Below are 13,664 nucleotides of genomic sequence, written 5' to 3'. Positions count from 1 at the left end.
ATCCGTTCCCACGATGTGAGCAGCCTTGCAAGCCGGTCATTTCGAAGCCGGTCGAAGTGTCAGCAATTGGCAGCAGGAGATCAGATGCTGGGATCCGGGATTTCTTCCACCGCGCGCAATTTCGCCCGCCGCTTGGCGAATGACGCCAGCGACAGCACGGCAAGCCCGAGCAGCACCGGCGGAAACACCACCATGTTGACGGCGTTCCAGCCGTAATGCGCCAGCAGCTGGCCCGACGAGAACGAGCCGATCGCCATCATGCCGAACACCAGGAAATCGTTGAACGCCTGCACCTTGTTGCGTTCCTGCGGCCGGTGCGTTTCCAGCACCAGCGCGGAGGCGCCCACGAACGCAAAGTTCCAGCCGATGCCGAGCACGAACAGCGTGGCCCAGAAGTGCGGTGCCGTGATGCCGGACAGCCCGATCATCGCGGCGACCGCCTCCAGCGCCAGCCCGAGCGCGACAATGACGGGCGCACCGAAGCGGGCGATCAGCGAGCCTGTGAAGAAGCTCGGGCCGTACATCGCCACGATGTGCCACTGGATGCCGAAATTGGAATCGCTGACCGACAGCCCGCACATCTTCATGGCGAGCGGCGCCGAGGTCATCACCAGATTCATCATCGGATAGGCGATCACGCCGCACAGCGCGGCGGCAATGAAGCGCGGCTGTCTGGCGATCTCGAGCAGCGGGCGGCCGCCGTGCAGATCCGCCGCCGCGGGCTTCGGCGCGTCGACACCCGACAGCACCACCATCGCCACCAGCGCGACCAGCGCCTGCATCACGAACGAGAACGCGAACAGATAAGGCGGCCAGATGTCCATGGTCCATTGCACGAGCTGCGGCCCGAGCACGCCGGCGAACACGCCGCCGGCCATCACCCACGACACCGCCTTGGGCCGGAACGCGACGCTGGCGCCGTCGGCGGCGGCAAAGCGATAGGACTGCGCGACGGCGCCATAGAGCCCGCCGAGGAAGGTGGCGCCGCAGAACAGCCAGAACGATGAGTGCAGGATCGCCCAGGCGCCGAGCGCGCCGGTGAGCGTGCCGCAGAAGGTGCCGACGATGAAGGCGACGCGCCGGCCATAGGCGCGCGAGATCGCGCCGGTCGGCAGCGTGCCGGCGGCCAGCCCGAGCACATACATCGAGAGCGGCACCGTCGCGAGCGAGATGTCGGGCGCCAGCGTCGCGCCGACGATCGAGCCGGTGGCGAAGATCACGGCCGAATTGGCGCCGGTCAGCGCCTGCGCCGCCGCAAGCCGCCACACATTGCTGCGCGCCCGCGCGTCATCGCTGATTTCATCCGCAGCTGTCACGTCGATCATCGGTCGTCCCGCCTTGAAGCCCCGGCGGGAGCCTCCAATCGCGCGCACTATGGAGAGCAGGTGCAGGCCGATCAACCGGCGCAAACGGACGTAGGCCATGCGGGAGGCGCACGGTTGTTGGCCTGCTCTCACGCGCTATCGCAGGCCCGCACCTCTATTATTCCCGTCATCCTGAGGTGCGAGCGCAGCGAGCCTCGAAGGATGCACGGCCACCAGCCGGGCCGTCGACCCTTCGAGGGCCGCTGAAGAAGCGGCCACTTCAGGGAGACGGGGATAGAGGTCGGCGACAACTTGATGACAAACCACCTACCGCACGGGCTTCTTGCCCGGCCGCTTCTCGGCGCGTAGCGCGCCGGTCTTGTGCACCTTGGAGCGCGGTGCGATCGGGGCGCCGCGCGGATATCCGCCCGGCCATTCGAGCGCGAGCGAGCTCGCAAAGCCGAAGAAGCTCGAACGGCTCATGCCGAGCTCGGCGGCGCGCTTGTCGATCCGCGTGATCAGGCTTTTCGGCAGATAGACATTCACCCGCTCGGACGGATCGGGCGGATCGACGCCGACCATGAAGAAGGCGGCGACGTCGGAGCCCTTGGGCGGCACGATCCGCTCGATCGGCGTCGGCTCCGGTAGCGCGCGACCCTGCTCGACCCAGCCGTCCACCGCCTGCGCCAGGGCCCGCTCGGCCCGCTCGATCGCCTCTTCCTGCGACTTGCCGCCGGCGACGCAGCCGGGAAAGTCCGGAAACCACGCCCCGAACGCGCCGCGCGGACCGCGCTCCAGCACAGCCGGATAAAGCCGTCTCTTCATTCTGGCCTCCGTCGTCGAAGTATGCTATTTCACACACTTCGGTGTGTCAAATCACACAATTTTCGAAATCGTGGGAGAGCGCCCGCCATGGACCCGCAAACCGAACTCGGCATCGTCCGCGCGGCCTATGCCAGGCAGATCCTGGCCGCGGCCAACGTCGTCGATACGCGGGTGATGGAGGCCTTCGCCGCCGTTCCCCGCGAGGACTTCGTCGGCCCGGGACCGTGGTTGATGCTGCGCGGGTGGCGCAGCGACTACATGCCGACGCCGGATGCCGATCCGGTCTATCTCTACACCAACGACCTGGTCGCGTTGCGGCCCGAGCGGCGGCTCAACAACGGCCAGCCGTCGCTGCACGCCTACCTCATGCACCAGGCCGCGCCCGCGGCCGGCGAGCATGTGGTGCATATCGGAACGGGCACCGGCTACTACACGGCGCTCCTCGCGCATCTGGCCGGACCGACCGGCCGCGTCACTGGGATCGAATACGACCCTGAGCTTGCCGCGCGCGCCCGCGCCAATCTCGCCCCCTATCCGAATGTCGAGATCATCGCGGGGGACGGCACGCGCGCATCGTTCGATCCAGCCGACGTGATCTATGTCAACGCCGGCTGCACCCGGCCGGCCGCGCAATGGCTCGACGGGCTTGCCGACGGCGGCCGCCTGATCCTGCCGCTGACGTCGGACGAGGGCTTCAAGGGCGGCGCGCCGGAGCAGATCGCGCGCTCCGGCGCGGTGTTCCGTGTCCGGCACGAGGGCGCACAGTATCAAGCCACCTGGATCTCACCGGTCGCGATCATTCCGTGCGACGGCGGCCGCGACGAGGCGTCTGAAAAGCTGTTGGCCGAAGCCTTCGCGCGCGGTGGTTGGCAGAAGGTGACGCGGCTCTACCGCGACGCCGACATCCCCGATGAGCGCTGCTGGCTGCGCGGCGACGGCTGGTGCCTGGCTTACGATTGACCCGACGGTTCGTGGTCTTGTAGGGCGGGTTAGCGAAGCGTAACCCGCCGCCGTTCGCAGCACATCAGAATGGTGGATTACGCCTTCGGCTAATCCACCCTACGATTGCGGGCCATCCTTCCGCACAAACATCAGGATCATGTTGTTGGCCGGCAACTCGAACGTCGCGGCCAATTGCAGCCCGACACTGTCAGCGAGCTTTTCAAGATCGGCGATGTCGCGGACGCCCCATTCGGGGTCGCGTTCGCGCAGCGAGGTGTCGAACACGGCGTTGCTGAGCGCGGTGTGCTTGCCGCCGCGCTTGAACGGGCCGTAGAGGAACAGCCGGCCGTCGGCGCGCAGATGCCGCGCGGCGCCGGCGAACAGGCCCTCGGCCACGCGCCACGGCGCGATGTGGATCACATTGGCGCAGAAGATCGCGAGCAGTTTGTCCGGACCTTTGCCGTCCGCTGGCGCCGGCGACCAGGCGGGGTCCGACAGATCGATCGGCTGCGGCGGCTGGATGTTGGCAAGGCCAGCATGCGCGCGCCAGGCCTCGATGCTGCGCAGGTGCGCGGCATGGAGGTCGCTCGGCCACCAAATGATGTCGGGCGTCCGACCGGCGAAATAGACGACATGCTGGCCGGTGCCGCTGCCGGCTTCCAGCACGTCGCCGGATCGGCCGGCAAGGTAGTCCTTCAGCACCGCCCAGATCGGCTGGTGATTGCGGTGGAACGCTGCCGCGTCGAGCCGCCCGTCCGCCTCGACCGGCCTGCCGTCCTTGCCGAACTCCACCACAAACTCCGCCACCGCGCCTTCTCCTGTTAGAACAGCCGCTCGTAAATCGTGCACATACCATCCGCAAAAGCGGAACCCGCATCGCATACCGCCAAACCCGTCATCCTGAGGTGCGAGCCCTTGCGAGCCTCGAAGGATGCACGGACACAGTCGGGCCGTTCGCCCTTCGAGGCTCGCTCCGCTCGCACCTCAGGGTGACGGGTCTAATCACGTCTATCCGCACTGTCGCTCTGGCATTAACCCCGTCGCAACGCGCCTATTCTCCGAGTTGCCAGCCGATGGCCTTTGTGCTTTCCACTCTTTATATTGCGATGGGATCATCGAGATTGAAGCCCGGGAAACGTCCTTGATCGCCACTTTCTCCAAGCCAGCCCTCGTCCTGGCGCTGCTGGCGGGCATCGCCATGGCCGCGCCCGCGCAGGCCCAATCCGCCGCCGAGGGCCAAAAGCTCGCCTTCGACCGCGGCAAGGGCAATTGCCTGACCTGCCATGTCATCAAGGGCGGCGAGCTGCCCGGCACGATCGGCCCCGAATTGACCGGCCTCAAGGCGAAATACAGCCGCGACGAGCTGATCGCGATCGTGACCGATGAGACCAAGCGCAACCCGCAGACGGTGATGCCGCCGTTCGGCCGAAACCGGATCTTGAGCGAGAAGGAAATCGGCGCGGTGGTGGACTTCCTGCAGACGCTGTGACGCGGCGACATCAGCTTGAGGAGATTTTTTCGATGAACATCACGACCAGCGAATTTTCCGGAACGCGCCGCCTGGTGTTGAAGGGCGCGGGCGTCGCCGCGCTGATCGGCCTCGGCGTCATTCCGTTCGACGTGCCGCAGGCGCTCGCCGCCGCCAACGACAAATATCCGGAAGAGGCGTTCAAGCAGAAGAACGAGGCCGATGCGATCAAGGCGCTCTACGGCAAGACCGCCGAGCCCTCGGACAAGGTCAAGATGGACGCACCCGAGATCGCCGAGAACGGCGCGGTGGTGCCGATCTCCGCCACCACGACGCTGGCCGACGTCACCTCGATCTCGTTTTTGGTCAGCGAGAACCCGATCTCGCTGATCGCGACGTACAGGATTCCGGCCGGCACGCTGCCGAGCGTCGCCAACCGCATCAAGATGGCCAAGACCAGCAACGTCACCGTGATCGTCGAGGCCGGCGGCAAGCTCTACAGCGCCCAAAAGGAAATCAAGGTCACCGTCGGCGGCTGCGGCGGCTGAGCTCAATCAAGGGACAATCAAGATGGCATCGAGCATTCGCGTGCGCGCCACGTCAAACGGCGACACCACCGAGGTGCAGGCGCTGATCCAGCATCCGATGGATTCCGGCTTCGTCAAGGACGCCAAGGGCGCGATCATCCCGCCGCACTTCATCCAGGTGCTGACCTTCGAGTATGACGGCAAACCAGTGTTCGTCGCCGACTGGGGCGGCGGCGTCTCCAAGGATCCCTATGTCAAATTCGCCTTCAAGGGCGGCAAGAAGGGCGACGACCTGACGGTCAGCTGGGTCGACAACAAGGGCGCGACCGACACCACCACGGCGAAGATTCAATGACGCGGCGCTCGGCAATCCGCGCAGCAATTGCCACGCTTGCGCTCGGCGTGCTGGCGCTGGCGCCAGCCGCGCACGCAGCCGGCGCCGTCGATCCCGCCGCCGACAAGGCCGCCTTCCAGAAATTCTTCACCAACAAATTCCCCAAGCTGAAGCCCGAGGATTTCGTCAACGGTCCCTATTCGATGAATGAGGACCTGCACAAGCAGTGGGAGGAGAAGGAACAGTTTCCGCCCTACGAGTTTTCGCTCGAGGCCGGCAAGGAGATGTTCTCGACGCCGTTCAAGAACGGCAAGACCTACGCCGACTGCTTCGAGAACAAGGGCATCGGCATCCGCCAGAACTATCCTTATTTTGACGAGAAGGAAGGCAAGGTCGTCACGCTCGAGCTCGCGCTCAACCGTTGCCGCGAGGCCAATGGCGAGGCGCCGTTCTCCTATGTGAAGGACGACATGGCGGCACTCACCGCCTACATGGCCTTCACCTCGCGCGGCAAGCCGATGGACATCAAGATCCCGGACGATCCGCGTGCGCTCGAGGCCTATCAGAAGGGCAAGGAGTATTTCTACACCCGCCGCGGTCAGCTCAATTTCTCCTGCGCCACCTGCCATATCCAGAGCCCGGGCGAGCGGATTCGCGCCGAGGTGCTGGCGCCGGCACTCGGCATCCTGAATGCGATGCCGATCTACCGCTCGGAATGGTCGGGCATGGGCACCACCAGCCGCCGCTTCACCACCTGCAACAGCCAGATCCGCGGCGTGCCGCTCAATCCGCAGGACGACGAGTACCGCAATCTCGAATATTACCTGTCCTATGTCAGCAATGGCCTGCCGATCTCGGGGCCGGGAGCCAGGCCATGAGCGCGGCCGTGAGAGCGATCTTCGCGGCATCGGCCCTGCTGATCGCGACGGCTACCACAGCCCTGGCCGCCTCCGAGGCCGACTACAAGGCGGCCTATGCTGCGGCTGAGGCCGCCAACAAGGAAGCAGGCCTGCTGCGCAACCAGTGGACTACGACAGCCTCGACGCTCGCCGCCGCAAAAAAGGCCGGTGAGGCTGGTGATTTCGACACCGCAGTCGCCCAGGCCAAGGAGGCCGAGGCGCTGGCAAAGGCATCGATCTTCCAGGCGACCAGCGAAAAGGAACGCTGGAAGGACATGGAAGTTCGCTAAAGGCGCGCAGGCCACGGGGGCCGCGCGGAGAGAGTGATGATCGTCCGCCGCCGGGATTTCCTGACAGCTTCGGCCGCCGCAACGCTTGTGGCCGGCCTGCCCCGCCTCGCGCGCAGTGCCGATACCGCCAGCGTCTACGACTTCGAACGCTTCGGCAACGCCCGCATCCTGCACATGACCGACACCCATGCACAGCTGAAGCCGGTGTTCTTCCGCGAGCCCGGCGTCAATATCGGCGTCGGTGCGATGGCCGGCCAGCCGCCGCATCTGGTCGGCAAAGCGTTCCTCGACCGTTTCGGCATCCGGCCCGATAGCGCCGATGCCTATGCCTTTACCTGCGTCGAGTTCGAGAAGGCCGCCGTCCGCTTCGGCCGGCTCGGCGGCTTTGCCCATCTGAAGACGCTGATCGACAAGCTGCGCGCCGATGTCGGCGAAAAGCGCTCGATCCTGCTCGACGGCGGCGACCTCTGGCAGGGCACCGGGCTCGCCAACGCCATGAACGGCGCCGACATGGTGGAGGCCGCGAACCTGCTCGGCATCGAGGCGATGACCGGGCATTGGGAATTCACCTATGGCGAAGAGGTGCTGCGCGACAATCTCTCGCGCTTCAAGGGCGAGTTCCTGGCGCAGAACGTGTTCCTGACCGAGGAAGCGGCGTTCAACGACGCCAAGGCGTTCGATCCGGCTTCGGGGCGGGTGTTCAAGCCGTCCACGATCAAGGAGATCGGTGGCCATCGCGTCGCGATCATCGGCCAGGCCTTTCCTTACGTGCCGATTGCGCATCCCAAGCGTTTCACGCCGGACTGGAAGTTCGGCATCCGCGACGAGGAACTGCAAAAGCTCGTCGACGGCCATCGCAACAACGACAAGGTCGAGGCGGTGATCCTGCTGTCGCATAACGGCATGGACGTCGACCTCAAGCTCGCGAGCCGCGTCACCGGCATCGACGTCATCCTCGGCGGCCACACCCATGACGCGATCCCGATCCCGATCACGGTGACCAATGCCGGCGGCGTCACACTGGTCACCAATGCCGGCTCCAACGGCAAGTTCATTGGTGTGCTCGATCTCGATCTTACCAAGGGCAAGGTCGCCAATGTCCGCTACCGACTGCTGCCGGTGTTCGCCGAGCTCTTGAAGCCCGATCCGGCGATGCAGACGCTGATCGACAAGATGCGCGATCCGCATGCCGACGAGTGGAGCGACAAGCTCGGCACGGCCGATCGTCTGCTCTACCGGCGCGGCAATTTCACCGGCACCGTCGACCAGCTGATCTGCGACGCGCTGCTGAACGAGCTGAACGCCGAGATCGCGCTGTCGCCCGGTTTCCGCTGGGGCCTCACCACGCTCGCCGGCCAGCCGCTGACCATGGAAGACGTGCTGTCGGAAACCGCGATCACCTATCCCGAGACCTACGTCGCGACCATGACCGGCAGCCAGATCAAGGATGTGCTGGAGGACGTCTGCGACAACCTGTTCAACGTCGATCCCTATTATCAGCAAGGCGGCGACATGGTCCGCGTCGGCGGCCTCGCCTACACCTGCACGCCGGGCGAGAGCGTCGGCAAGCGCATTTCCGAGCTGAAGCTCGGCAACGGCAAGCACCTCGAAGCCGGCAAGCACTACAAGGTCGCGGGCTGGGCCTCGGTCAACCAGCAGAACGGCGCACCGATCTGGGATGTGGTGGCCAAGCATCTGCGCTCCGGCCGGCCGCCGAACCGCGCCGAACCCGGCGTGACGCTGCAAGGCGTCGAGGACAACCCGGGCATTGCGAGGCACGGATGACGCGGCGCGCGTTCATCGCGGCGCTCGGCCTTGCGGCGATTGCGCTGGCAACGCCGCCGGCCCGCGCCCAGCTCGCGTCGTTGCAGGACAAGCCGTTCGCCGAGCACAAGGTCGTGCTGCAGCTCTCCGACAACGATCCGAAGAAGCAGGGCCTCGTCATCAGCGTCGCGAGCAATCTAATGAAGCACTACGACCCCGACAAGGTCGCGGTCGAGATCGTCGCCTTCGGCCCGGGCATCGAGCTGCTCAGGCCCGACAATGCGAACCGCAAGCTGGTCGAGAGCCTGGTCGCGCAGGGCGCGCGGGTCGACATCTGCCTCAACACCGTCGACACCATCGAGCGCGACACCGGCGAGCGGCCGGACTACATCGCCGCCGCCACCCCCGTGCAGGTCGGCGTCGCGCAGATTTTGTTCCTCACCGAGAACGGATACACGCTGGTCCGTCCTTAACCCCGCCGTCCTTGCGAGCGAAGCGAAGCAATCCATGCTTTGCCGCAAGGACACAATGGATTGCTTCGTCGCTTCGCTCCCGTGCGCAAACGCTATTGCGTTTGTCGCAGACAATGACGGAGAGAGCGGCAGTCACATGAGAGACCCTGCCATGCTTCGCCGTCTCGCCGCCGCCGCCGTGCTTTCGCTTGCCTTCACAGCGAGCGCACTCGCCGCCGACAAGCCGCACCGCATCACGATCCAGGTCGACCAGAACGACCCGCAGATCATGAATCTCGCGCTCAACAACGCGATCGAATATTACCGCGCCAGGAACGAGGACGTGGACGTCGACATCATCACCTACGGCCCCGGCCTGCACATGCTGCGCAGCGATACCTCGCCGGTGCAGGACCGCATCAGGCGGCTCAAGGATCTCGTCTTCCCCGGCAAGATCCAGTTCTCCGCCTGCAACAATACCAGGCAGGGCATGGAGAAGGCCGAGGGCCACGCAATCTCCGTCGTCCCCGACGCCACCATCGTACCGTCGGGCGTGGTCCATCTGATGGAGCTGCAGGAGCAGGGCTGGAGTTACGTCCGGCCTTGATTGTGCGCTCCATCCAGAACCGTCATCCTGCGAGGATGTGAGGCTATATCCTCGTCCACCGCCGTCATCGCCCGGCCTGTGCGCAATTGCGCACATGGACCGGGCGATCCAGTACGCCGCGGCCTCTCGCCTCATGCACCGGCGTCTCTGGGATACTGGATCACCCGCATGCGCGGGTGATGACACCGAGCAAGCTGAGCAATCACCCTGTCATCCTGAGCTGACGAAGCCGGATTGGTCCCCGGGGGATGGATTTGCTTTGAATCCACCCTATCTATGGAATAATATCCTCTTCACGACTCGACCCGGAGAACAGGAAAGCCGTCATGATCTTTCGCCAGCTCTTCGACAGCGTGTCCGGCACCTACAGCTATCTGCTCGCGAGCCGCGCCGGCGGCGAGGCGCTGATCCTCGATCCGGTGCTGGAGAAGGCCGACCGCTACTGCAAGCTGCTGCAGGAACTCGACCTCCGGCTGGTCAAGGCGGTCGACACGCACCTGCATGCCGATCACGTCACCGGCCTCGGCGAACTGCGCGACCGCACGCAATGCATCACCATCATGGGCGAGCAGAGCAAGGCCGACGTGGTGTCGATGCGCGTCTCCGACGGCGACAAGGTGACGATCGAAGGGCTCTGCCTCGAAGCGCTGTACACGCCCGGTCACACCGACGATTCCTATAGCTATCTGATGGGCGACCGCGTCTTCACCGGCGACACGCTCTTGATCCGCGGCACCGGCCGCACCGATTTCCAGAACGGCAGCGCGCGGGCGCAGTATGATTCGATCTTCAACCGCCTGCTCAAGCTGCCGGAAGAGACCATGGTGTTCCCCGCGCATGACTACAAGGGCGACACCGTCTCCACGATCGGCGAGGAGAAGCGCTACAATCCGCGGCTGCAGGTGAAATCGATCGACGACTATGTCGAGCTGATGAACAACCTTCATCTCCCAAATCCAAAGATGATGGACGTCGCGGTGCCCGCCAACATGCATGTCGGCCTGCACCAGGACCAGTTGGCCAAGGAAGGCCTCTCCCTCAGCGCGCGAGACGCCATCGCGAGCCTCGGCCGGCCCGATATCCTGCTGGTCGATTTGCGCGAGAGCGGCGAGCGGGCCAAGCACGGCATGCTGCCCGGCGCCCTGCACGCGCCCTATCCCGGGATTTGCGCCACGTTGCAGCCCGGCGGCATGCTGCGCGAAGTCGCGGCCGCGACCGGCCGCCGCGTCGTGTTCTTCTGCGCCTTCGGTGAGCGCTCGGCGATGGCCGTAGCCGCCGCGAAGAAAGCAGGGCTGGCGAACACCGCCCATATCGAAGGCGGCATCGATGCGTGGAAGAAGGCCGGCGGGCCGGTGGTGATGGGGTAAGCCGTTAGCCGCGCACAATTTCTATCACCGTCACCCTGAGGTGCGAGCGAAGCGAGCCTCGAAGGGCGACGGCCCCGCTCCCTCCGCGAACATTTGGAGATATCCGGGCCGTGCATCCTTCGAGGCTCGCTTCGCTCGCACCTCAGGATGACGGAACGTAGATCGCGGGCACATCAACTACCGCGCCACGCGCTTGAGTTCTTCCGTCAGCCGATCCAACGCATCCGCCAGCATCACGCCGCCGCACACCGTGAGCCGCTCCGGCAGCACGATCCGCTTGTCGGCCGGATAGAAGCGCTCCAGCGCCGGATGCAGCAGGAAGGCGCGGCCCTCATCCTCGGCGCGATCGCCCGCCTCCGACACCAGGATGAAATCCGGCCGCAGCTTTACAATTACCTCCAGCGAGGCAAATCCACCTGCGCCGACGCCGAGTTCGCCGGCCGCGTTGGTGAGGCCGGTTGCCGTCAGCAGCGAGCTGATCAGGCTGCTGTCACCGGGGACAAAGCCGCGGCGCTCCACCGGCAGCACCCGATAGTGATGACCATCCGCCACCGCCCGGGCCCGCGCGATCGCCGCATCGAGGCGCGAGATCTCGGCCTCTGCGCGATCCGGATGCCGCACGACATCGCCCATCGCGCGGATCTGATCTTTTACCTCGTCCAGCGTGCGCGGCACCGTGAGTTCGACGAGGTGCAATCCGTTGGCCTTCAGGAGATCGCGCGTCGCGCGCTTGTCGAACAGGCTGACCACGACGCGGTCGGGCTTGAGCAGCAGTACGTCCTCGGCCTCGCCGGACAGAAGTGGATAGTTTCGCGCCTGCTCGGCGGCCCAGGATTGCCAGGCATCACGGGAAAAGCGGCTGAGGCCCAGGATCTGGTCCGGGTCGACCAGCGACAGCACGAGCTGGTCGCTGCAGACATTCATCGAGACGATGCGCGGTCCGGCGGCGGACGCGGCAGCGCACAAGATCAGCCATGCCGCTGCGGCCATCGCTGCGAGACGCTGCATCCTCATCAGACATCCGCCCATGGCACGATGACGGCCTCGCGCTGAAATTCGGCGCGGTAGGCGCTGACGCGGAACACGCTAGCCAGCACGCTCTCGGACAGCGCTTCAGCGGGCGCGCCTTGCGCCGCCAGCCGCCCGTCCGACAGCACCAGCACGTGATCGGCAAAGCGCGCGGCAAGCCCGAGATCGTGCGTTACCACGATGACGAGCACGCCGGTGTCGGCGACGTTGCGCAGCTTCTGCATCACGTCGATCTGATGACGCGGATCGAGCGAGGCGGTTGGCTCGTCGGCGAGAATCACCGGCGCTTCGACCGCCAGCACCCGGGCCAGCGCGACGCGGCTGCGCTCGCCGCCGGAGAGCTCGGTGACGCGGCGATCGCCGAATTCGGTGACGTCGACCGCCTGCATCGCCCGCAGCACCGCCTCGATATCCCTCGGCGACAGCCGCGCCGGATCGGTCGCGCCATGCGGATAGCGACCGAGCGCCACGATATCGCGCGCCGGCAGCGGCCAGTGCACCGTGTGCCCCTGCGGCAGATACGCAAAGCGCTTCGCGCGATCGCGCAGCGACAGCGAGGCCAGCGCGTCGCCGTCGATCCTGATGTCGCCACCGGATGGAATTAGTCCAGCGAGCGCGCGCAGCAGCGTGGTCTTGCCGGCGCCGTTCGGGCCGACCAGCGCGACCAGATGGCCCGCTTCCAGCGACAGCGAGACATCGTGCAGCACCTTGCGGCTGCCGAGAGAAGCGTTGAGAGCGGTGGCGGAGAGTAGCGTCATGCCACGCCTCCGCCGAGCGCGCGGCGTTCGCGCATGATCAGATAGAGGAAGAACGGCACGCCGATGATCGAGGTCAGCACGCCGACCTTGATATCCGACGTCGAGGGGATGATGCGCACCGCGATATCGGCGGCGAGCAGCAGCGCCGAACCGGTGAGCGCGCTCGGCACCAGGAGCCGCGCCGGATCGTGACCGATCAGGGGGCGCATCAGATGCGGCGCGACGAGGCCAATGAAGCCGATCGTGCCGGTAACGGCGACCGCGCCGCCGACACCGAGCGCCACGCCCGTGATCACAAGCAACCTTAGCCGTCCGACATCGACGCCGAGGCTCTGCGCCGCCTCCTCGCCGAGCGTCAGCGCGCGGAACGCGTTCGCCTGGCTGAGCAGGACGGCAGCGCCCGCGATGATGAAGGGCAGCGCCAGCGCCACGTGCTGGAAGCTGCGGTCCTCCAGCGAACCGAGCAGCCAGAATGCGATCTCCAGCACCACGAACGGATTGCTGGAGAGATTCATCACCAGCGCCGTCGCAGCTCCCGCAAAGCTCGAGATCGCGAGTCCCGCGAGGATCAGAATCAGCAGCCCGGCATTGCGGCCGGCGATCGCAAGCAGCGCGAACACTGAACCGAACGCGGCGATGATCGCCACCACCGGCAGTGCATAGGAACGCACATCGGCCACGCCCAGCGCGATCACCAGCACTGCACCGAATGCCGCCGATTGCGGCGCGCCGAACAGCGACGGCGAGGCCAGCGGATTGCGCAGCAGGCCCTGCAGCGCTGCGCCCGATAGCCCGAGAATACCGCCGATCGCGAATGCCAGAATGGTGCGCGGCAGCCGGATCTCGCGCACGATCACCTGCGCCACGTCGCTGCCGCCGCCGAACAGCGCCTCGATCACCGCAAGCGGCGACAGCCGCACCGGCCCGATGCCGAGCGAGAGCACCAGCAGCAGCACCACGAGCGCGAGCAGCGCCGCGGTGGCGCCCCACCGGCGCCGCGCCGCGACCTCGGCCGCCAAGGCAAAATCCTGCACGCTCATTGGATCCATGCTCTTACAGCGATCGCCGTGGCAGACAAGCGACACTCAACAAAAACCG

16 protein-coding genes are annotated in these 13,664 nt (G+C 65.8%); 10 read left to right on the top strand and 6 right to left on the bottom strand.

Going from position 1 to position 13,664, the window contains the following annotated elements; genetic code table 11:
* Positions 1-80 precede the first annotated feature (80 nt).
* Together JQ573_RS20930 and JQ573_RS20925 are read right to left on the bottom strand one after the other, a co-directional pair.
* The gene (locus JQ573_RS20930; RefSeq protein ID WP_212316869.1) at positions 81-1,325 is read right to left on the bottom strand and encodes an MFS transporter; all 1,245 of its coding nucleotides are present in this window, start codon (positions 1,323-1,325) and stop codon (positions 81-83) included.
* Between the two features lie 306 nt (positions 1,326-1,631).
* Positions 1,632-2,129 (bottom strand): type II toxin-antitoxin system HicB family antitoxin, encoded by a 498-nt coding sequence (locus JQ573_RS20925; protein ID WP_212316867.1) that lies wholly within the window; start codon positions 2,127-2,129, stop codon positions 1,632-1,634.
* Positions 2,130-2,216: 87 nt separating this feature from the next.
* Between JQ573_RS20925 and JQ573_RS20920 the strand changes: the two genes are divergently transcribed.
* Positions 2,217-3,089, top strand: coding sequence for a protein-L-isoaspartate O-methyltransferase (locus JQ573_RS20920; protein ID WP_212316865.1), 873 nt, complete (start codon positions 2,217-2,219; stop codon positions 3,087-3,089).
* 99 nt (positions 3,090-3,188) lie between these two features.
* On the opposite strand, the gene JQ573_RS20915 is transcribed toward JQ573_RS20920, so the two are convergent.
* A complete protein-coding gene (locus tag JQ573_RS20915) occupies positions 3,189-3,878 on the bottom strand; it encodes a DUF938 domain-containing protein (protein WP_212316863.1) in 690 nt (229 codons plus the stop codon).
* Positions 3,879-4,269: 391 nt separating this feature from the next.
* Here JQ573_RS20915 and soxX point away from each other — a divergent pair, with 391 nt between their 5' ends.
* The 9 genes from soxX (at position 4,270) to JQ573_RS20870 (ending at position 10,779) form a co-directional block, all read left to right on the top strand.
* A complete protein-coding gene (gene soxX, locus JQ573_RS20910) occupies positions 4,270-4,560 on the top strand; it encodes a sulfur oxidation c-type cytochrome SoxX (RefSeq protein ID WP_092126535.1) in 291 nt (96 codons plus the stop codon).
* 32 nt (positions 4,561-4,592) lie between these two features.
* Complete coding sequence (gene soxY / locus JQ573_RS20905) at positions 4,593-5,087, top strand: thiosulfate oxidation carrier protein SoxY (RefSeq protein ID WP_212316861.1); 495 nt, start codon at positions 4,593-4,595, stop codon at positions 5,085-5,087.
* A gap of 22 nt (positions 5,088-5,109) precedes the next feature.
* Positions 5,110-5,421, top strand: coding sequence for a thiosulfate oxidation carrier complex protein SoxZ (gene soxZ / locus JQ573_RS20900; RefSeq protein ID WP_212316859.1), 312 nt, complete (start codon positions 5,110-5,112; stop codon positions 5,419-5,421).
* Positions 5,418-6,278 (top strand): sulfur oxidation c-type cytochrome SoxA, encoded by an 861-nt coding sequence (gene soxA / locus JQ573_RS20895; protein WP_212316857.1) that lies wholly within the window; start codon positions 5,418-5,420, stop codon positions 6,276-6,278. The genes soxZ and soxA overlap by 4 nt, the downstream gene beginning before the upstream one ends.
* Complete coding sequence (locus JQ573_RS20890) at positions 6,275-6,589, top strand: hypothetical protein (RefSeq protein WP_212316855.1); 315 nt, start codon at positions 6,275-6,277, stop codon at positions 6,587-6,589. Before soxA ends, JQ573_RS20890 begins: the two co-directional genes overlap by 4 nt.
* Before the next feature lie 36 nt (positions 6,590-6,625).
* Positions 6,626-8,374, top strand: a complete 1,749-nt coding sequence (soxB, locus tag JQ573_RS20885) for a thiosulfohydrolase SoxB (RefSeq protein WP_212316853.1) — start codon at positions 6,626-6,628, stop codon at positions 8,372-8,374.
* A complete protein-coding gene (locus JQ573_RS20880; RefSeq protein WP_212316851.1) occupies positions 8,371-8,826 on the top strand; it encodes a hypothetical protein in 456 nt (151 codons plus the stop codon). The genes soxB and JQ573_RS20880 overlap by 4 nt, the downstream gene beginning before the upstream one ends.
* A 136-nt stretch (positions 8,827-8,962) precedes the next feature.
* Positions 8,963-9,412, top strand: coding sequence for a DsrE family protein (locus JQ573_RS20875; protein ID WP_212316849.1), 450 nt, complete (start codon positions 8,963-8,965; stop codon positions 9,410-9,412).
* A 326-nt stretch (positions 9,413-9,738) separates the two neighbouring features.
* Entirely contained in the window at positions 9,739-10,779 is a 1,041-nt protein-coding gene (locus JQ573_RS20870) for an MBL fold metallo-hydrolase (RefSeq protein WP_212316847.1), read from the top strand.
* Between the two features lie 177 nt (positions 10,780-10,956).
* Here the strand turns inward: JQ573_RS20870 and JQ573_RS20865 are convergent, their stop codons facing one another.
* From JQ573_RS20865 to JQ573_RS20855, 3 genes are read right to left on the bottom strand one after another with little or no spacing between them, the layout of a single operon-like run.
* Positions 10,957-11,787, bottom strand: a complete 831-nt coding sequence (locus JQ573_RS20865) for an ABC transporter substrate-binding protein (protein WP_249132144.1) — start codon at positions 11,785-11,787, stop codon at positions 10,957-10,959.
* A gap of 5 nt (positions 11,788-11,792) precedes the next feature.
* Positions 11,793-12,566 carry an ABC transporter ATP-binding protein gene (locus JQ573_RS20860; protein ID WP_212316843.1) on the bottom strand — a complete coding sequence of 258 codons (774 nt, stop codon included), beginning with the start codon at positions 12,564-12,566 and terminating at the stop codon, positions 11,793-11,795.
* Positions 12,563-13,606, bottom strand: a complete 1,044-nt coding sequence (locus tag JQ573_RS20855; protein ID WP_212316841.1) for an iron ABC transporter permease — start codon at positions 13,604-13,606, stop codon at positions 12,563-12,565. Before JQ573_RS20855 ends, JQ573_RS20860 begins: the two co-directional genes overlap by 4 nt.
* Between the last annotated feature and the right edge of the window lie 58 nt (positions 13,607-13,664).

The sequence above is a fragment of the Bradyrhizobium sp. AUGA SZCCT0105 genome (assembly GCF_018129565.1).
Taxonomy (GTDB): Bacteria; Pseudomonadota; Alphaproteobacteria; order Rhizobiales; family Xanthobacteraceae; genus Bradyrhizobium.
The sequence above is the reverse complement of the archived record's forward strand: the minus strand, read 5'-3'. Positions and strand labels throughout refer to the sequence as shown.